The 21,590-nt window shown below is 67.3% G+C and carries 1 protein-coding gene; it reads right to left on the bottom strand.

Annotation, left to right across the window (positions count from 1 at the left end; translation table 11 throughout):
- Nucleotides 1–2: 2 nt before the first annotated feature.
- Nucleotides 3–21,590: non-ribosomal peptide synthase/polyketide synthase (locus tag CA951_RS00005; RefSeq protein ID WP_143542955.1), on the bottom strand; the 21,588-nt coding region annotated here is incomplete at its 5' end.

The raw sequence follows: 21,590 nt of genomic DNA, 5'->3' as shown, positions 1-21,590 counted from the left end.
ACTCACGGGCGGCGGAGCCGCAGCTCGAGGGCAGGACCGATCACGGCGAGGGCTTCCGGGTGCGTCATCTCGAGGTGGCCGACGTCGACGACGGTGTTGGTCACGGCGCCCGACGCGTACGGCTCCCACGTCCTCGCCGCTGCGTCCTTGTCGACGCGTCCCCTGCCCGCCGTGAAGAAGGCGATGTCGCCGCGGAACACGCGGGGGCGGTACGCGTAGGCGAGCCGCTCCGAGGCGGTGAAGCTGTCCATGATCCCGTCGACACGTTCGGCGGTGACCAGCCCGGAGGCGATCAGCTGAGTGCGGATCGACGCGGTGACGTCCTCGCGAGTGGTCGCCTTCGCATCGGCTCCGAGGTCGAGCAACTCGCGCCACCCGCCGAGCAGATCGGCCGCCGGATGCCCGGTGTCCGCCTCGCGAGGGATGAGCGCCTCCAGGTCTTCGGCCGACCCGATGGCGCTGTCGAGGAGCGCGAGGAGCCCGACTTCGTCTCCGGCATCCTGCAATCGAACCGCGACCGCATGGGCGATGTCGCCGCCGAGCGACCATCCGAGCAGGTGATACGGGCCGTGCGGTTGAATCCGGCGGATCTCGACGACGTACCGTGCCGCGAGTTCTTCCACCGACTCCGCGCTGGGCTCTCCGGCGACCACATGCGGGTCCTGCAGTCCGTAGAGGGGACGATCCGCGTCCAGGCTGGAGACGAGGCCGCCGTAGAACCAGGCCAATCCCCCGGCCGGATGAATACCGAAGAGCGGTGGTTCGGATCCCGCGGCGCGCAGTGGTGTGACGATCTCGAAGCCGGACGTCGTTTCACCGGCAGCCCGGGCTTCGACCCGGCGCGCGAGGGCGGCAGGGGTCGGATCGGCGAACATCCACTGCAACGGCACTTCCAGACCGCAGTGGCTGTTCAGTTCCGACACCGCACGGGTCGCCAGCAGTGACGTTCCCCCCAACTCGAAGAAGCTGTCCGTCGCGCCGACCCGGTCCACACCGAGTACCGTCGCGAACCCGTTCGCGACGATCTCCTCCAGCGCGGTCGACGGTTCCCGGAACTCCCGCGTCCCGAACACCGGTGCAGGCAACGCCTTCCGGTCCAACTTGCCGTTCGTTGTCACCGGCAACTCGTCGAGCACGACGAAGGCGGACGGCACCATGTAGCTCGGCACGTCTCGCGCCACTGCGTCCCTGAGGGTGTCGACGTCGATCACCGCACCCGCGACCGGCATCACATACGCCACCAGTCGATCGCCGGCGTGCTCGTCGCCGTGGACGACCACGACGGCCCGGGCCACCGATACGTCGGACGACAACGCCGACTCGATCTCACCCAACTCGATTCGCTGCCCGCGGAGTTTCACCTGGAAATCCGTGCGCCCGACGTACACCAACCGGCCGTCGTCACGCCAGGCGACGAGGTCACCCGTGCGATACATCCGGTCACCCTCCGCGCCGAAGGGGTTGGCCACGAACCGGTCCGCGGTCAACTCCGGACGCCTGACATACCCCCGTGCGGTCTGGACACCCGCCAGAAACAACTCGCCCGGAACACCCACCGGCACCGGATGCAGCCGCGAATCGAGCACGTATGCCGCCGCGTTCCACACCGGCCTGCCGATGGGCACCGCAGAACCGACTGCGCCGTCGACCGCGCACTCGGTCGCGTGGACCGTGAACTCGGTCGGACCGTACAGGTTGTGCACCGCGACGCCCGGCAACCCGATGCGCACCCGTTCCACCGTGCGCACCGGCAACTCCTCACCCGCGACGAGGACGGCCCGCAGCGAACGGCAACTTCCGGCCTCGAGAACGTCGACGAACACCGACAGCATCGAGGGCACGAACGACACCAACGACACACCCTGCTCGTCGATCACGCGGGCCAGGTATTCCGGATCCCGATGGCCGTCCGCGTCGGCGACCACCACACGTGCACCTGTGATGAAGGGGCAGAACAACTCCCACACCGACACGTCGAATGTGAGCGGTGTCTTCAGGAGCACCACGTCGTCGCGGGACAACGCGAACCTGCCCGTCAGCCACAGCACCTGATTGACCAGCGAGGCTTGCGACACGGCCACCCCCTTCGGGCGCCCGGTCGAACCCGACGTGAAGACGACGTACGCCGCAGTGTCCGGACGCACCGAGGACAACCGATCGGTCTCCGACACCGGAGACTCGTCGAACTCGGACAGATCCACCGTGTCGACGCACACGACGGAATGGTGTCCCGGAATATGGAAATCATCACGTTCGGTCGTCAGTACACACACCGGTGCCGCTGTGTCGAGAACGTACGCATTGCGTTCGGCGGGTTGATCCGGATCGAGCGGCACGTACGCCCCGCCCGCCTTCATCACGGCATACACCGCGACGACGAGATCCACGCTGCGGCGGATTCCGATGCCCACCGTCGACTCCGGCCCCGCACCCGTACCGATGAGCTTGCGTGCCAGACGATTCACCCTGGCGTCGAACTGCCGGAACGTCAGCGACTGGCTCCCGGACGAAAGTGCAATCCGATCGGGTGTCCGTGCGACCTGCGCATCGACCAACGACACCATCGACGCACCCGCGTCCACGTCCAGGGGTTGCGGGGTCTGATTCCAGCCGTCGAGCACCAACGATCTCTCGGAGGAGTAGAGAATCTCGACGTCTCCCACGGCGGTTGCCGGATCCGCCGTCACGGCGTCGAGGATCCGGGTGAATCGATCCGCGAACGAGGTCACCGTCGCCGAATCGAACAGGTCGGTGGCGTAGGAGAACTGGCCTTCGATACCCGCAGGCACACCGTCCGGGGAGAAGCGTTCGACGAGGACCAGGCTCAGGTCGAACATCGCGGGCCGGGTGCCGGGCACCAGGGGTTCGACGCTCAGTCCGGGCAACTCCAGCGTCGCCTGCTCGATGTTCTGGAACGCGAGGAACACCTGGAAGAGCGGCGAGTGAGCGGTCGTACGTGAGGGATTGAGCACTTCCACCAGCTGTTCGAACGGTACGTCTGCGTGCGCGAACGCCGTGAGGTCCCGCTCACGTGTGGCGGCGAGCAGGTCCGTGTAAGGCCGGCCGAGTTCGACCCGGGTGCGGAGGACGAGAGTGTTGACGAACATCCCGGCGAGACCGTCGAGGGCACGGTCGTTGCGGCCGGCCACCGGCGTTCCGACGGCGATGTCGGCGCTGCCGCACAGTCGTGCCAGCAGCACGGACAGTGCGGCGTGGGCGACCATGAAGACGCTGGTCCGGTGCTCCCGCGCAAGCTCGCCGATCCGGTTCTGCAGGTCGGGCGGCACCGTGAACTCGACGCTGTCGCCGCGCATCGACGCGACCGCCGGCCGCGGCCGGTCCGTGGGCAGTGCGATCACGTCGGGAAGGTCCGCCAATTCCCGGCTCCAGTATCGGATCTGCCCGGACATCACCGATTCCGGGTCGGTGTGCGACCCGAGCGTGCGTCGCTGCCACAGCGTGTAGTCGGCGTACTGGACGGGGAGCGGGTCCCAGGTGGGTGCGCGTCGCGCGATCCGGGCGGAGTACGCCGTCATCAGGTCCCGGATCAACGGAGCCATCGACGAGCCGTCCGCGCTGATGTGATGCACGGTCAGGACGACGACGTGATCGGCCGGACCAACCTCGAGTACCGCCACCCGAATCGGCACCGATCGGCTGACGTCGAAACCCGCTGACGTCGATTCGACGATCCGGGCCTGGAGGGCGGCCTCCTCGATCCGGCTGGGTGCGATCTCGGGAACCACCCGGTCCGTGGCAAGGACCTCCTGCTCCGGTTCGCCGTCCGTCACCGGATACACGGTGCGCAGCACCTCGTGGCGAGCGACGAGATCGGCGACGGCCGACCGGAGTGCGTCGAGGTCGAGTTCTCCGCGCAACCGCACGATCATCGGGATGTTGTAGGCGGGCGAGGAGGTGTCGAACTGGTTGAGGAACCACATCCGTCGCTGCGCCAACGACAACGGGATGCGGTCGGGTCGCTCCTGTGGTTCCAGTGGCACACGCGAGCCGGCGTCCAGGGTCGCGACGCGGGCCGCCAACTCCGCGACGGCAGGTGCCTCGAAGAGATCCCGCACCCCGATCGTCACGCCCAGTACGTCACCGAGCCGGGCGGTCACCCGCACGGCGGACAGCGAATTCCCACCCAGCTGGAAGAAATCGTCGTGGGCGCCGACCCGTTCCACACCGAGTACTCGCGCATAGGTGTCCGCCACGACGTCTTCGGTCGGGGTCCGCGGGGCGACGAACGATCGGTTCGATGCCGGAAGGGGCGCGGGTAATGCCTCACGGTCCAATTTTCCGGTCGCGGTGAGCGGTAGGGAATCGAGAACGACGATGGAGGTGGGGACCATGTAACCCGGCAACGCTCCGCGGGCGTGGTCGGCGAGTGCCGCCGGATCCGTGGCCGCGCCGGCGGCGGGAACGATGTAGGAGACGAGCGCGGTGGTTCCCGCCGGATTCTGCGTTCCGACCGTCACACACACCTCCACACCCGGGCATCCGGACAGGACTGCGTCGATCTCGCCGAGTTCGATGCGTAGCCCCCGCATCTTGATCTGAAAGTCGGACCGGCCGAGGTACTCCAGGGCGCCGTCGGCGTTCCGGCGCACGATGTCCCCGGTGCGGTAGAGCCGACTGCCCGCCGGCCCGAACGGGTTGGCGACGAACCGCTGTGCGGTGAGCGCGGGCCGGTCGAGGTATCCCCGCGCGAGTTGCACGCCGGAGACGTACAGTTCGCCGGCGACGCCGATCGGCACCGGGCGCAGCCAGTGGTCGAGCACCGCGGCGGTGACGCCCCGGATCGGGCCACCGATCGTGACGGGCGAGCCGCCGCCGAGCGCGTCGCTGATCGCCACCATGATGACGGTCTCGGTGGGACCGTACCCGTTGTACAGGCGGCGATGCGGAGCCCACTTCTCGACCAGATCCGTCGGCACGTTTTCGCCACCGGCGACGAGGACCTCGAGGCCCTCGAGGCCGGCGGGGTGCATCGTGGCCAGCACGCTCGGCGTGATGAACGCATGGGACACCCGCGTGCGCGAGATCAGCTGCTGCAGTTCGACACCGGCGAAGATGTCCGGGGGCGAGACCACCAGGGTCGCGCCGGTTCCGTACGCCATCAACATCTCGAGCATCGTGGCGTCGAAACTCGGTGAGGCGACCTGCAGCACCCTGGAGGAGGACGTCACCGAGTAACGGTCACGCTGTTCCTCTGCAAAGTTCGCCAAACCGCGGTGGGTGACGACAACACCCTTGGGTAGCCCCGTCGACCCCGACGTGTAGATGACGTAGGCAGGCTGGTCGATCCTCAACGGTCGAATTCGGTCGCCCTCGGCGATCGCCCGGAGAGGCTGCGCTGCAACGGCGGCATTCGTCTCGGGATCGTCGAGGACGAGCCAGGGCACCGGGTCCGGCACAGCGGCGCGATGTTCCGACGTCGTGACGCCGACGACCGACGGTCCGTCCGCGAGCATCCGCTCGATGCGATCACGGGGCAGGTTCGGATCCATCGGCGTGAACGCTGCACCGGTTTTCGCGGTCGCCCACATCGCCACGCTGAACGCCGCCGACCGGGGAAGGGCGACGGCGACCATCGTCTCCGGTCCTGCGCCCATGGCAATGAGAATGCGTGCCAGTTGATTGGACCGACGGTCCAGGTCACCGTACGACAGCGTTTCCCCATCGGACTCCAACGCCACGGCCCGGGGTTTCCGCGCCGCCGTCGAGGTCAGAATGTCCGGCAGCGTGCCGGGTTTCTCGGCCGGTCCTTCGGTTGCAGACGTCAGCGCTCGGTCGCTCTCGTCGAGCAGACCGATCGCGGCGAGGGTGGTGCCGGGCCGCTCCACCACCGCGCGCAGGATGCTGTCCAGCCGACTCGCGATGGACCGAGCGGTTGCTGCGTCGACGCTGTCCGGCAGGTAGCGGACCCGGACGTGGAGCCGATCGTCCTGGTGGGCCTGAATGGTGAGCGGATAGTGTGCGGAATCCGATCCCGTCGCCGAGACGACACGGAGTCCCGCGAGGTCGGTCTCCGAATCCATTCCCGCGGTGTCGACCGGATACGACTCGAAGACGGTGAGAGTGTCGAACAGAGTTCCCAGACCGACGGCTTCGGCGATGTCGGGAAGCCCGACCCAATGATGTTCGAGGAGTTCTGTTTTACGGCTCTGCAGCGTCGCCAGCGTATCGGCGATCGTCCGACGCGGTTCGAGGTGCACACTCACCGGAACGGTGTTGATGAACAGCCCCACCATGGACTCGATTCCGGGCATGCCGGGCGGCCGACCGGAGACCGTCTCCCCGAACACGACGTGGTCGCGGCCGAGAAGATTGCCCAGCACCACTGCCCAGGCGAATTGCACGACGGTGCTCGCGGTGACGTCGCTCGTTCGCGAGAAGGACACCAGGCGTGCCGTGGTCTCCGCGTCCATGTCGACGTGCACCTCGTCCGGTACCGCTGTCGTCGAGCCTCGAGAAGGCGCGAAGAGGCTGGGCTCGGTGACGTCGGCGAGTGCCTGCCGCCAAACGTCGAGACCGGCGTCCCGGTCACGTGCGGCGAGCCAAGTCAGATAGTCACTGAACGGGCGTGCGGGTGGCAACGCCGCCGCACCTCCGTCGATCACGTACAGAGTGATCAACTCGCGCAGCATGATCGGAAGTGACCATCCGTCCACGAGTATGTGATGCGCCGTCACCACCAACCGGTGCTGCCCGGGCGCCGTGGTGACGAGGAGCAGGCGCAGCAAGGGCGGCTCGGTCATGTCGAACCGGTCGAAGCGTGCGGCCGCCGCCAGCCGATCGGCCTCTGCGCTCGCCGCCGGTGCATCCAGGTGCGTGAGGTCCGCTGTGGACAATGCCGGTGTGGTCCTGCCCACGACAACCTGGATCGGTATTCCGTCGTCCCGGCGGAGGAACGCGGTGCGCAGATTCGGGTGCCGGTCGAGCAACGCGGTCGCGGCACGCGACAATCGGTCGCGGTCGACTTCGCCGGTCAGTCCGAGAACTGCCTGCGCCGTGTAGACATCCAGATCGTGGTGTGCCAGGTCGGCGTGGAAGAGGAGCCCGGTCTGCAGCGGCGCCAGCGGCCACATATCGACCGTGCCCGGGTACCGCTCGACCAGTGCGTCCAACTCGTCCTGGGCAATTCGCACCAACGGGACATCGGACGGTGTGAGCCCCCACTCGATGCCCGACAGCACGGTCTCGGCGATCGCCCCCAGTGCGCAGGCCCACAACTCCGCCAGATCCGACACCTCGCCGCGGGACAGCACATTCGACGCGAAACGGATGTCTGCTGTCAGGCACCCACCGAAGCGTGTCGTGGCGGTGTACGCAGTGATCGCCAGCGCCCCCGTGACCGCGACGTCCTGATCCCCGGCGGCACCCGGATCGAACTCTTCGGCAGCGGGGGTCCAGCCGACCCAGTCGAGGTCCTCGGGTATGTCGCCGCGGCCGTCTCGCCCGAGATAGTTGAAACTGATCTGTGGTTCGTCGAAGCGTTCGAGCCGGCGCCTCTCCTCGCCGCCCAGGTAGCGCAGTAACCCGTACCCGATCCCGTTGCCGGGCACCCGGCGGAGGCACTCCTTGACCCGCTTGACGGCCAGGACTGCGGCGGGGCCGCCGCCGAGAGCGGAGGCGCCGTCGAGCCCGTCGAGGTCGAGGTGAACGGGGAACGCGGAGGTGAACCATCCGACCGTGCGGGACAGGTCGGCGCCCGGAACCAGTTCTTCTTCCCGTCCGTGACCCTCGAGCTGGACGAGTGTGCCGGGAACGTCGACGCCGCGTTGTGCACGCCAACTCCGCACGGCCAGCGCCAGCGCGGTCAGGAGACCATCACCCGCCCTCCCCCGAATGGCGTGGGGCAGTGTTGTCAGCAGGGCTTCGGTGACGTGGGGCGGCAGAGCCACGGTGATCCGGTCGACGGTCCGTGGCGTGTCGGTCGGGGCGCCCAGCGGAGGATCGGGCATGGACAGCGCCGCTTCCCAGAACCCGACCTCGTCGCTGCGCGTCCGCGCCAGATCGGGTAGCGCCGCCGCCCACCGTCGCATCGAGGTGCCCACGGGTGTCAGTGACACGGACCCGCCTGCCACGGCCTGCGCCCACGCGGACATGAAGTCGGGGACCAGAACTCGCCAGGAGACCGCGTCGACGACGAGGTGGTGGATGACGACGAGGACGCGCCCGTCACCGGCCGCACCGGAGGCGGGATGCAACCAGACGACCTGGATCATCCGACCGGACGAGGGATCCAGCCGGCGGGTGGCTGCGGCCAGAGCTTCTTCGACCAGGTCGGTGAAACCGGTCGTCCCGGGGCTGTGGGCGTCGTCGAACTCGACACCGGTCACGGCGTCCGCGGCCGCGATCGATCCGGGAGGGAGGACCTCGCAGGCTCCACCGTTGCCGTCGAGTGTGAATCGGGCGCGCAGCATGTCGTGGTGGTCGAGGACGATCTGGACTGTCCGCTCGACGCCGGCCGAGGTGGCGTCGGCAGGCAGGGTCAGGAGCATCGACTGCGCGAACCGGGAGTGAGCGCCGGGGAGCCCGAGGAACCACCGGACTATCGGTGTCGCCACCACGTCTCCGACACCACCACCGTCGAGTTCCGCGAGCGTCTCCCCCCGGGGCCGGTCGAGTTCGGCGACATCGGTCAGCAACTCCACGGTCTTGCATTCGAAGATGTCCCGGGCACTCACGGTGATGCCCGCGGACCTGAGCCGGGAGACGAGCTGGATCGACAGGATGCTGTCGCCGCCCAGCGCGAAGAACGACTCCCGGACTCCGACGTGTTCGAGACCCAGCGTTTCCGCGAACAACGCCGCGATCGTTGCTTCCGTGGGGTTACGTGGCGCAATGAACTCTGAAGGTGCAGGCGCGATTTCGTATCCGGACAGAGCGGTGCGATCCACCTTGCCGGTAGACGTGAGCGGCATGGCCGCCAGGACCGTGATAACGGTCGGAACCATGTATCCGGGAAGGGATCGACCGAGGAATCGGCTGAGTTCGCCGATGTCCGGGGTGGCCCCCGCTGCCGGTACCACATAGGACGCCAGGACGGTGTTACCGGCCGCACCCTTCGCGCCGACGGTGACCGCCTGCTCGATCAGCGGATGCGCAGTCAGTGCGGATTCGATCTCGCCCAGCTCGACTCGGAGCCCGCGCAACTTGACCTGGAAGTCGTTCCGTCCCAGAAACTCCAAACTCACGCCGCCGGAACCGCGAGTCCACCGGACGGTGTCGCCGGTTCGATACATGCGCTCCCCCGCGCCACCGCACGGATCCGCGACGAATCGCTGGGACGTCAGTCCCGGGCGTGCGTTGTATGCCCGGGCCAATTGCAGCCCGGACAGGTACAACTCGCCGGGAACCCCGATCGGGACGGGATGCAGCCTCGAGTCGAGGACCACCGCGCCCATGCCGCGGAACGGATCTCCGATCGTGATCGGGGCGCCGGGTTCCAACGGTCCGCTTCCCGTTGCCAGGACCGTCGCCTCGGTGGGGCCGTACAGGTTGATCAGCGTCCGGCCGGGCGCCCACCGTTCGATCAGTTCCGGGGTGCAGCGCTCACCGCCGAAGACGAGGACGCCCAGGTCCGGCAGTGACGACGGATCCATTGCCGATACCACGGCAGTGGTCAGGAAGGCGTGGGTGACGTGTTCGTCGGTGACCAGCGTGGCCAGTTCGGCACCGCCGAATACGGTCGGGGGTGCCACCACGAGGGCTGCACCGGCTCCCACCGCCATCAGCAACTCGAGTATCGAGCCGTCGAAACTCGGTGACGCCGCCTGCAGGACACGCGCCGACGGTGTGACCGCGAATCGCCTGCACTCCTCGGCGGCGAGCTGGGCGAGTCCACGATGCGTCACCGTCACACCCTTCGGGGTGCCGGTCGATCCGGACGTGTAGATCACGTACGCGGTGTTGTCGAGGTATAGCGGCGCGACGCGCTCCCGGTTGCTGATCGGTGCCGCAGACTCACGGGAGAGCGCCACGTCGATGTCCGGATCGTCAATGGCCAGCCAGTCTGCCGAGGCGGGGAGCCGGCGTCGGTCCGCGCCGGCCGTGATGCCCAGCGTGGCGCCGGAATCGGACAGCATGTGCTCTATCCGGGCCGTTGGCAGTCCGGGATCGACGGGCAGGAATGCGGCACCGGTCTTGGTCACGGCCCACACGGCCGGCCAGAGGTCGACGGATCGGCCCAGCGCGATCGCGACCACGGACTCGGGTGCTGCTCCTGTACGGATCAAGCGCCGCGCAAGCTGATTCGACCTCGCGTCGAGTTCGCCGTAGGACAGCGTGGAGCCCTCGAAGACGAGCGCAGGTGCCGCGGGATCCTGGTCGAGGAGCAGGTCGGGAAGCAGGCGAGGCACGGCGTCGGTCTCGGCGAACACTGGGACGAGCAGCGCCGTGTCGGTTTCGCCGAGCAGGTCGACGTCACCGATCGGCGTCGCGGGGTCGGTGCTCACGGACTCGAGCACCCGGACGTACTGGGCGGCCATCTCACGGATGGTCGAGCGATCGAAGTAGTCGGTGGCGTAGCTGAATTCACCGGACATTCCGGGCTCGGCGTTTTCGGTGAGGGTCACCGTGAGATCGACCTTCGCTCCGGTCAGAGGAGTGTCCAGAACCTCGAGCGTGAGGTTCGGGAGCTCGAGGCGGGGCCGTTCCATGTTCTGGACCGTCAGCATGACCTGGAACAGCGGTGAATGCGACATCTCCCGCTCGGGCGCGAGTACCTCGACCAGTCGTTCGAACGGCACGTCCGCGTTCTCGAAGGCAGCCAGATCCCCTTCTCGGGTCCGCGCGAGTAGATCGGCGAAGCTCTCGGACGGCTCGACCCGGGAGCGGAGCACCAGTGTATTGACCAGCATCCCGACGAGGTCGTCCAACGCCCGTTCGCCGCGGCCCGCTACCGGCGTGCCGACTGCGATGTCACGGTTCCCACCCAGCCGTGTGAGGAGGGCGGCGAGCGCCGCGTGCATCACCATGAACACCGTCGTGTGGTGGCGGTGCGCGAGTGCCGTGATCCGTCGATGCAGCCGGCCGTCGAGGGTGAAGTCCACGGTGTCGGCGCGCAGGGACGACAGCGGGCGGCGAGGACGATCGACGGGCAGGTCGATCACATCCGGGAGCCCGGTCAGGGTCCGCACCCAGAAGTCGAGTTGTCGCCCGATCACCGAGTCCGGGTCCTCCTCGCTGCCGAGTACCTCTCGCTGCCAGAGTGTGTAGTCGGCATATTGCACCGGGAGCGGCGACCACGACGGTGTCACGCCGTGTGCGCGGGCCCCGTACGCCGTCATGACATCGCGGGCCAGGGGTGCCATGGACGCGCCGTCAGCCGAAATGTGGTGCACCACCACGGTCAGCACGTGCTCGTGATCGCTGATCCGGAAAAGTCGAATGCGTATCGGAACGTCCTCCGCGACGTCGAATCCGGCGCCGATCGACGAAACGATTCGAGCGCGCAGTTCGCTGCTCCCCTCGACGGTCACCGGGGTGAGGTCCAGGCCGCCCAGGACGTCCGCTGCCCCGACGATCAGCTGGGCCGGGCCCCGGTCACCGTCGGGGAATCGCGTGCGCAGCGATTCGTGCCGTTCGAGTACGTCGCCGATCGCCGCCTGCAGCGCAGCCACGTCCAACGTGCCCGTGAGCCGGGCGGCGAACGGAATGTTGTATGCCCCCGAGTCGGGGTCGAACTGATTGATGAACCACATCCGGCGTTGTGCCGACGACAGCGGAATGCGCTCGGGTCGTTCCCGCGGCCCGAGCGGAATGTGGTGGCGGGATTCCGCGCCGGCAAGTCGGGTTGCCAGTTCCGCGACCGTCGGCGCCTCGAACAGTTCGCGGACGCCGACGCTCACACCCAGCACCGGACCGAGGCGTGCGACCAACCGGGCGGCGATCAGCGAGTTTCCGCCCAACTCGAAGAAGTCGTCATCGACGCCGACGCTGTCGACTCCCAGCACGTCGCCGAATGCTGTCGCAATCATCCTCTCCACCTGTGTCTTCGGCGTGACGAAGTCTTTCGTGGAGCCGAGGACGTCGTCGGGCAGCGCCCGCTTGTCGAGTTTGCCGTTGACGGTCAGTGGCAGACTGTCGAGAGCAGTCATCGACGCGGGCACCATGTACCCCGGCAGCCGTTCGGACACGAATTCCCGTATATCGGCAAGGCGTGCCTGGGTGCGCGGATCGTTGGCGTACTCCACCGCGGAACGCAACACGGGCGGTGCGGTGAAGACGTCGATCACCGGGACCCGCGAGTCGCCGTCACCGATGAAGACCGCGTCGAGGTGTCCGGTTTCCGCGCCCCACGTGACGGCGACGTCGAGTCCGAGTTGCGCACCCAATGAATGCAACTCCTCGGCGGCCACACCACGCGGCTCGGCGCCGAACTCGCCGAAAGCAGCGGTGCCTCGAAGTGCGCGTGCGAGGGCAGCGTCGGTTGCTACCCCGTATTGCGGGATGTCCACCACACGAACATGTTCGGGCCAGGACTGAGAGAGAAGCTCCTTCAGGGTGGCGAGATCGCCGATCGTCGACCAGTGCAGGCACGGCACCCCCGCGAGCGACCGCGCGGACACCGGCGACTTGCGCAGGACGACGTCGTACCGGTACCGGGTCAGTTCGTTGTCGAACCGCCCACGCTCGAGCTGGATGTCGACGCCGCCGATGCCAGGACATTCCGCCGGCAGGGCGGTAAAGAATTCCGGCCGCAGCAGTAGTTCCGATTCGGTGGTCATCTCGCGCCGCACCTTTTCGCGCACGACCGCGAGATCGGATTCACCGTCCGGGCGGGATAGTTGGACACCGACCGCAAATGCCGGTTGCAGTGCGAGGTTTCGAACGTCGCCGACGAAGATCGAGCCGCCGGGTTCCAGCAATTCCAGTGCCTGTTCGATCACGTCGATCAGGTAGGCCGCATCGGGAAAGTACTGCACCACGGAATTGACGACGATCGTGTCGAACCCGTCCCGGGGCAGTCCGTCCACGACGTCGGCGGGCTGGGCGAGCAGGTGTACTCGCTCGGTCCACGACGCATCCAGCTGTGACAGTCGCCTGCGCAGTGATTCGATCGTCACCGGCGACAGGTCGGTGGCCCAGTATTCGACGGCGTCCGGTGCCAGCCGGGACAGCAGCAGTCCGGATCCGACACCGATCTCGAGGATCCGGCGCGGGCGCAGCGCCCGTATCCGCTCGACCGTCGCGTCGCGCCATTCACGCATTTGCTCGATCGGTATCGACTGACCGGTGAACCGGCTCTGCCAGATGCCGAACTCTTCGCCGAAATCGGGTAATTCGCCGTCGTCGGAGGGCGACTCGCCTTCGGAATACAGATCGTCGTACACCTGCTGCCACTGCCCGACGAGTTCGGCGTCGATCGCCTCGTCGCGCGTCCGAGATACTCGCTCGAGCACGACATAACTCGACAACTGGACACTGCTCAGGTCACCGCCCGAGCCGCCGCGTCCGTTGTCGCGCGCGATCACGGCCGCCTGTGCCACCGCAGGATGAGACAGAAACGCCGCCTCGATCTCGGCCGGCTCGACGCGGAACCCGCGAATCTTGATCTGCTCGTCGGCGCGGCCCACGAACTCGAGCACACCCGAACCGTTCCACCGCACCAGGTCACCCGACCGGTACATCCGGGTGCCCTGCTTCCCGAACGGGTCCGCAACGAAGCGTTCCGCCGTCAATGCCTGCCGACGGTAGTAGCCGCGTACCACTCCCTCACCGGCTATCCACAGTTCACCCACCACACCCACCGGTACCGGCATCAGACCCGCATCGAGGACGTATGCCTTCGCGTTCGCGATCGGTGACCCGATGGGCACGGCGCCTACTCCCGGTCCCACTTCGGTACTGGTCGCGTACACCGCGGCCTCGGTGGGCCCGTACGCGTTGAGGATCCGAACGTCCGGCATCAACGTCCCCACCCTGTCGACCAACCACCGGGGCAGTGCCTCACCGGCGAAGACGATGGTGTCCGGTGGTGTCGTCTCCGCCAGCCGATCCACGACCTCGGTGAGCGCGGACGGTGCCGCACTGATCACATCCGCGGCCCGGCCGTTCCCCTCCCCGAGGACCAGCGCGTCACGAACCACCTCGATCGAACCACCGCTGCACAGCGGTGCGAAGATCTCGAACACCGACACGTCGAAACCGGCCGACGTACTCGCCACGACGCGGGACCCCGCTCGCACGCCGAGCCGGGACGCCATCTGCAGAACGCACCGGGTGACGTTGCGGTGGCTGACCGCGACGCCCTTCGGGACACCGGTCGACCCGGACGTGTAGACGAGGTAGGCCAGGTTGTCCGGCCGCGGTCCGGAGACGGCGCACCCGTCGCCCGCGCTCTCGTCCGCGTTCACATACAGCCGTGGGAGCGCGCTGTGCAGCACCTCCTCGACGCCCGGCTCCGTCAGAGCCAAGCAGGGGCTGGCTTCGGCGAGGATTCGCCCGGTGCGCTCACTCGAATAGTTGGGGTCGATCGGGAGATACGCGGCTCCGGAGCCGAGGACGGCCAACAGTGCAATGACCAGATCGGCGGAGCGCGGCAGAGCGACGGCGACCACCGACTCGGGACCCACTGCACGCTCCGCCAGCCGTCGCGTCAGGTGCTGCGCTCGAAGTTCGAGCTCCCGGTAGGTCAGCTGGTGGTTCTCGAAGACGACTGCGACCGCATCCGGCGTCCGCCGCGCCTGCCGCCGGAACAATTCGGGGATCGTCGAGTCCGGCGTCGGCTCCGCGGTGTCGTTCCATGTCTCCAGAACCTGTCGACGCTCGTCCGGACCGAGGAGGTCGAACAGGTCGATCCGGTGGTGTGGATCGGCAACGAACAACTGCAGCACCCGGACGAATCGGGCGGCGATCGTCTCGACGGTGGACGCGTCGAACAAGTCCGTGGCGTACTCGATGAAGCCGCTGAACCCGCTGTCGTGCGGTGCCTCCCCGGGCAGGTCGGACAGGTTGACGAACAGGTCGAACTTCGCCGTTCCGGTGGGAGCGGGTTCCGGAGTGACCGTCACACCGGGGATGTCGACCGTCGGCAGCGCGTTGTTCTGAAGGGCGATGCAGACCTGGAACAGCGGGTGGTACCCCGTCGACCGGGCCGGGTTCATCATCTCGACCAGCTGCTCGAACGGCGCGTCCTGATTTGCGTACGCGGCCAATGCTCTCTCACGCACAGCATCGATCAGGCCGGTGACAGTGAGGTTTCCGGAGAGGTCGACCCGCAGGACCCACGTGTTGGCCAGGTACCCGACGAGGTCGGCGAGCGCTTCATCGGTACGACCCGCGATCGGCGATCCGAGCGGAATATCCGTGCCGCAGCCGAGTTTGCGTAGCAGCACCGCCAGCGCAGCCTGGAGCACCATCGAGACGGTTGCACCCCGGCTGCGCGCCAGTTGCTCGACGCTGCGCCGCAGAGGCGCTTCGATGGTGAACGGCACCGTGTCGCCCCGATAACTGGCCACCGGGGGACGCGGACGGTCCGTCGGCAACTCGAGGCACTCCGGCAGTCCGGACAGCGCCTCGCGCCAATAGCGGAACTGGCGGCCCATCAGGCTGTCGGCGTCGTTCTCGTCGCCGAGCAGAGTCCGTTGCCAGAGCGTGTAGTCGGCGTACTGAACCGGCAGGGGTTCCCATTCGGGTGCGCGGCCGTCCCGGCGTGCCGAGTACGCCTGCAACACGTCGCGGGCCAGCGGCGCCAGGGATCCACCGTCGCCGGCGATGTGATGGATGACCAGCGCCAGAACGTATTCGTCACCGGCGCGCTGGAATATCCTGGCGTGCACCGGAATCTCGTGTGTGAGATCGAATCGGCGACCGGACACGTCGGCGAGACCCCGTGTTATTTCGTCCGCACCGGCACTCACGATATCGACGCCGAGTTCGTACTCGTCGACGCCGAGCACGTGCTGGACAGGAACGCCATCGACCTGGGCGAAGATCGTCCGCAGACTCTCGTGACGGATCACGACGTCGTGCAACGCCGCGACGAGAGCCTCGCAATCGATCGCACCGGACAGGCGCACCGCCAGTGCGATGTTGTACGTTGCCGACGGGCCCTCGAAGCGGTGCAGGAACCACAGTCGGCGCTGCGCGTACGACAGCGGCACCCGATCCGCGCGATTCTGTGGGACCAGGGGCGGCCGGACCGGTTCAGCGCCGGAGAGTTGGGTAGCGAGATCCACGATCGCCGGGAACTCGAAGATCGCGCGGATCGGTACCTCGACTGCGAGCGTCGATCGGATCCGGTTCACCAGCCGGGTGGCGAGCAGCGAATGGCCGCCGAGTTCGAAGAACCCGTCATCGATTCCGATGCCGTCGACGCCGAGTACCTCCGTGAACAACTCCACGAGTGCTCGTTCGCCGGCCGTTCTCGGGGAGCGGTACGGGTGCGCTCCCGACAGGTCCGGGATCGGCAGCCGACCGCCGTCCAGCTTTCCGTTGGCGGTCAACGGGAATCGTTCGACGACGAGAACCGCGACCGGCACCATGTACTCCGGCACCCGGCCCGCGACGAAACGTCGAATATCCGCGCGGAGATCCGTGAAGTCCGGAGCCCCGGCGTGGTCGGCAATCGCGGGCTCGAGGACCACATACGCCACCAGGGCGGCGTCGACGTGTCCTGCCGTCTCCGAGGTGCCCGAGCGATCCTGCAGGAGTACGACGGCACGCTGCACCGAGGGATGCGACAGCAGGACGGCCTCGATCTCGCCGGGTTCGATCCGCAGGCCGCGCACCTTGAGCTGATCGTCCGCGCGGCCGAGGAACTCGAGGTTCCCGCTGCTGCCGTTGCCGGTCGCCCACCGCACCACGTCGCCGGTTCGGTACATTCTCCGTCCCGGATCGCCGAACGGATCCGCAACGAACCTCTCCGCGGTCAGAGTGGCTCTGCCGTGGTAACCGCGGGCGAGCTGCACACCGGACAGATACAGTTCGCCGGCGACGCCGGCAGGGACCGGGTTCAGCCTCGAATCACATACGTAACACGCCATATTCGACTCCGGTGTCCCGATCGGGACGGTGCCGTCGTCGAGTCCGGACCACGAATACGAGGTCACACTGACCGCGGCCTCAGTGGGCCCGTAGAGGTTGTGTATTGCGGCGTCGCTGACCCGGCGCAGACGTGCTGCCGTGTGGGCCGGGAACGGCTCGCCGATGCACATCACCTGCCGAAGGGAACCCAGATCCGCCGATTGCGCCGTGTCGAGGAAGGCGGCGAGCAGGGACGGCACGAAATCGGCCGTCGTGATCCGCTCCTCGCGCATCACGCGCGCGAGGTACTGCGGGTCGCGGTGCCCACCCGGGGCGGCCAGGACCAGACGCGCGCCCACCGTCAAGGGCCAGAACAGTTCCCACACGGACAGGTCGAACGTCGCCGGTGTCTTCTGCAGCATCGCATCTTCGGTGTCGAGGCCGTAGCGGGCTTGTTTCCACCGCATCTGGTTGACCACCGCTGCGTGGGGTACGGCGACCCCCTTGGGTGTACCGGTCGACCCGGATGTGTAGATGAGGTACGCGAGATGCGAAGACCGCAGGGGTGCCACACGATCCGAGTCCGTGATCGGTCTCGGGTCGTAGCCGGTCGGATCGAACGACTCGATCGACCACACCGGCAGGTGCTCCGCTCCCGGCAGGGCGACTTTGTCGAAACTCAGGAGCGCCACCGGCCGCGCGCTCGCGAGCACCGACCTCGTGCGTTCCATCGGATGGTCCGGGTCCACCGGAAGGTACGCGCCACCGGCGGCCAGCACCGCATAGATGCCGACCATCAGGTCGGTGGAGCGCTTCGATGACAATGCCACCACCGATTCCGGCCCGACACCGAGAGTGATGAGGTGACGTCCCAGGCGATTGACCCGCTCGGAGAACTCGCGGTAGGTCAGTCGGTCGTCACCGCTGACGATGGCGACGGCGTGCGGCGTGGAAGCGGCCTGCGCGGAGAACAAGTCGGGAAGAGTCGCGTCCGGCCACTGCGTGCCGGTCGCATTTCGACGCGTCACCAGGAGTTCGCGTTCCGAGGCGGGCAGTAGGTCGATGCCCCCGGCCACCACCGCCGGATTCCGGGTGACGGCGTCGAGGATCATCAGGAAGCGATCCGCGAACTCTTTCACGGTCGATTCCTCGAACAGGTCTGTCGAATAGGCCAACTCGGCGGTGAGGCCGGCGGGATCACCGTTGTCGTCGTAGTGGTCGATCAGGCTCAGATGGAGATCGTACTTCGCTGTCTTCGGCGTCAGATCTTCGGCGGTGACGGATATTCCGGGCAACCGAAAGTCCGGCAGCGCGATGTTCTGGAAGGAGAATCCCACCTGGGTGAGGGGTGCGTGGGCTGTGGAGCGGGGTGGGTTGAGGAGTTCGACGAGTCGTTCGAAGGGGAGGTCGGCGTGGGCGAAGGCGGCGATGTCGGTGTCGCGGACGTGGTGGAGGAGGTCGGTGAAGGTGTGGGTGGGGGTGACGGTGGTGCGGAGGACGAGGGTGCCGACGAACATGCCGATGAGGTTGTCGAGGTGGGGGTGGGTGCGTCCGGCGATGGGGGTGCCGATGGTGATGTCGGTGGTGTTGGTGAGTCGGGCGAGGAGGATGGTCAGGGCGGTGTGGCAGACCATGAAGACGGTGGTGTGTTGGTGGTGTGCGAGTTGGGTGAGTGCGTGGTGGGTGTGGGTGTCGATGGTGAAGTCGATGGCGGCGCCGTGGAGGGTTTGTTGTGGGGGTCGGGGGTGGTCGGTGGGGAGTTCGAGGATTTCGGGGAGGTTGGTGAGGGTGTGGGTCCAGTAGCGGATTTGTTGGGAGATGGTGGAGTCGGGGTCGTCTTCGGTGCCGAGTGTGTGTCGTTGCCAGAGGGTGTAGTCGCCGTATTGCACCGGAAGCGGTGTCCAGGTGGGAGCCCTGCCCGACAACCGGGCCTCGTAGGCGGTCATCAGGTCGTGTGCGAGCGGCATCAGCGAGGATCCGTCGGCGCAGATGTGGTGTAACACCAGCGCAAGCACGTGTTCGGACGGCGAGATCCGGAACAGTGCGGTGTCGACCGGGACCTCGGTCGCGACGTCGAACCCGCGCGAGACCACATCGTGGAGACGGTGCAGCAATTCGTTCTCGTCGACGACGGTGGCGGCCAGTTCGAGGGGGGACGGTTCGTGCACGACCTGGTGTGGGCCGTCGTCGGAGTCGGGGTAGTGGGTGCGCAGAGTTTCGTGCCGGGTGACGACGTCGGTGAGGGCGTCGGTGAGTGCGGTGACGTCGAGGGGGCCGCGGAGGCGGACGGCGAGTGGGATGTTGTAGGCGGGTGAGGTGGTGTCGTACTGGTTGATGAACCACATCCGCTGCTGAGCGAGCGACAACGGCACCGGCTGCGAGCCCCGCCTGGGAACCAGTGGGATTCGGCCGTGGCCGTCCCGCCCGTCGAGCAGAATGCCGAGTTCACCCGCCGAGGGCGCCGAGAATACGTCGCGAACTCCGACGTCCACGCCCAGCGCCGCCCCGACCCGCGCGGCCAGCTGGGTGGCGGTGAGGGAGTTGCCGCCGAGGTCGAAGAAGTTGTCGGTGGTGCTGATGTGGTCGATTCCGAGTGTGTGGGTGAAGATTTCGGTGATGGTGTGTTCGGTGGGTGTGGTGGGTGGGTGGTAGTCGGTGGTGGGGAGGGTGGGTGTGGGGAGGGCGTTTCGGTCGATTTTGCCGTTGGGGGTGAGGGGTAGTTCGTCGAGGAGGGTGATGGTGGTGGGGACCATGTAGTGGGGGAGGTGGCGGGCGGCGTGGGTGGTGATGGTGGTGGTGTCGATTGGTTCGGTGGTGGCGGGGGTGAGGTAGGCGGCGATGTGGGGGGTGCCGGTGGGTCCGGTGACGGTGGTGGCGATGGCGGTGTGGACGGTGGGGTGGGTGGNNAGGACGGTTTCGATTTCGCCGAGTTCGATGCGGAGTCCGCGGATTTTGATTTGGTAGTCGGTGCGGCCGAGGAATTCGAGTTCGCCGGTGGGGGTCCAGCGGGCGAGGTCGCCGGTGCGGTAGAGGCGTTGTCCGGTGGTGCTGTAGGGGTTGGCGATGAATCGGGTGGCGGTCAGTGGGGTGCGGTTGTGGTATCCGCGGGCGAGTTGTATTCCGGCGAGGTAGAGTTCGCCTTCGACGCCGATGGGGACGGGGTGGAGTCGGGTGTCGAGTATGACGGCGTCCATGCCCCGGATCGGACCCCCGATCGTCACACGATTCCCGGGGCTCATCGGGGTGCTGATCGCGGCCATGATCGCGGTTTCGGTGGGACCGTATCCGTTGTAGAGCCGCCGGCCCGGTGCCCAACGGCCGACCACTTCGGCGGGGACCGCTTCGCCCCCGGCGACGAGAACCTTGAGCGATCCGAGGCGGTGCGGGGACAGTGTGGACAGCACACCCGGTGTGAGAAAGGCGTGGGTCACGTTTCGGTCGGTGACGAGCGAGGCGAGTTCGTCCCCGGCGAACACGTCCGGAGGCGACACGATCAGCAGACCGCCGGCCGCGGCCACCATCAGAAGTTCGAGGACCATGGCGTCGAAGCTGGGCTTTGCCACCTGGAGAACCCGGGAATCGGCGGTCAGTGTGTATCGGTCCCGTTGTTCGGCAGCGAAGTTCCCCAGACCTCTGTGCGTGACGACGACACCTTTCGGGGTGCCCGTCGACCCGGATGTGTAGATCATGTACGCGGGGTTGTCGACCCTCAGCGGGGCGGTCCGATCGGACTGTCCGACCGGCGTGGCCGAGCGGCGTCGAAGTGTGTGGGTGAAGTCGTTGTCGTCGAGGATGATCCACGGCACATCGTTCGGCAGCGTCGTGTGGTGTTCCGACACGGTGATTCCCACGGATGCGTGAGAATCGCCGAGCAGGTAGCTCATGCGGTCCGGGGGTGTGCCGGGGTCGAGGGGAACGAAGGCGGCGCCGGATTTCGCTACCGCCCACACTGCGACCCACAGGTCGATCGAGCGGCCGAGTGTGAGGACGACCCGCGACTCGGGACCCGCACCGAGCCCGATCAGGTGCCGGGCCAGCCGGTTCGAGTGTTCGTCGAGTTCCCGGTACGACATGTCCTTGTTGTCGCAGGACAGGGCCGGAGCCGACGGATCGATGCCCGCTGCCGTGGTCAGGAGGTCCGGAAGCAGCTCCGGCGGCTCCCCCTGCGGACCCCGGCCGGGAACCAGTGCCCGATCCGCACCGTCGAGAACATCGATCTCCCCCACGGCCACCGACGGTTCACGCACGACGGCGTCGAGCAGGCGTCGGTATCGGCAGGCGAAGGCGCGCGCAGTCGGTTCGTCGAAGAGATCGGTCGCGTAGACGAGGTGGCCGGCGATGCCCGCGTCTCCCGACTCGTCCAGCATCAGCGTCAGGTCGAACTTGGCCTGTTCCAGTCCCGCGTCGACGCGTTCGGTCGTGAGGGAGGGCAGTTCGAGAGCGGCGGGTCCGGTGTTCTGAAACGCGAGCATCACCTGGGTGAGGGGTGCGTGGGCTGTGGAGCGGGGTGGGTTGAGGAGTTCGACGAGTCGTTCGAAGGGGAGGTCGGCGTGGGCGAAGGCGGCGATGTCGGTGTCGCGGACGTGGTGGAGGAGGTCGGTGAAGGTGTGGGT

The organism is Rhodococcus sp. NCIMB 12038 (assembly GCF_002165735.1).
In the GTDB taxonomy this organism is placed as follows: Bacteria; Actinomycetota; Actinomycetes; order Mycobacteriales; family Mycobacteriaceae; genus Rhodococcus_F.
The sequence above is the reverse complement of the archived record's forward strand: the minus strand, read 5'-3'. Positions and strand labels throughout refer to the sequence as shown.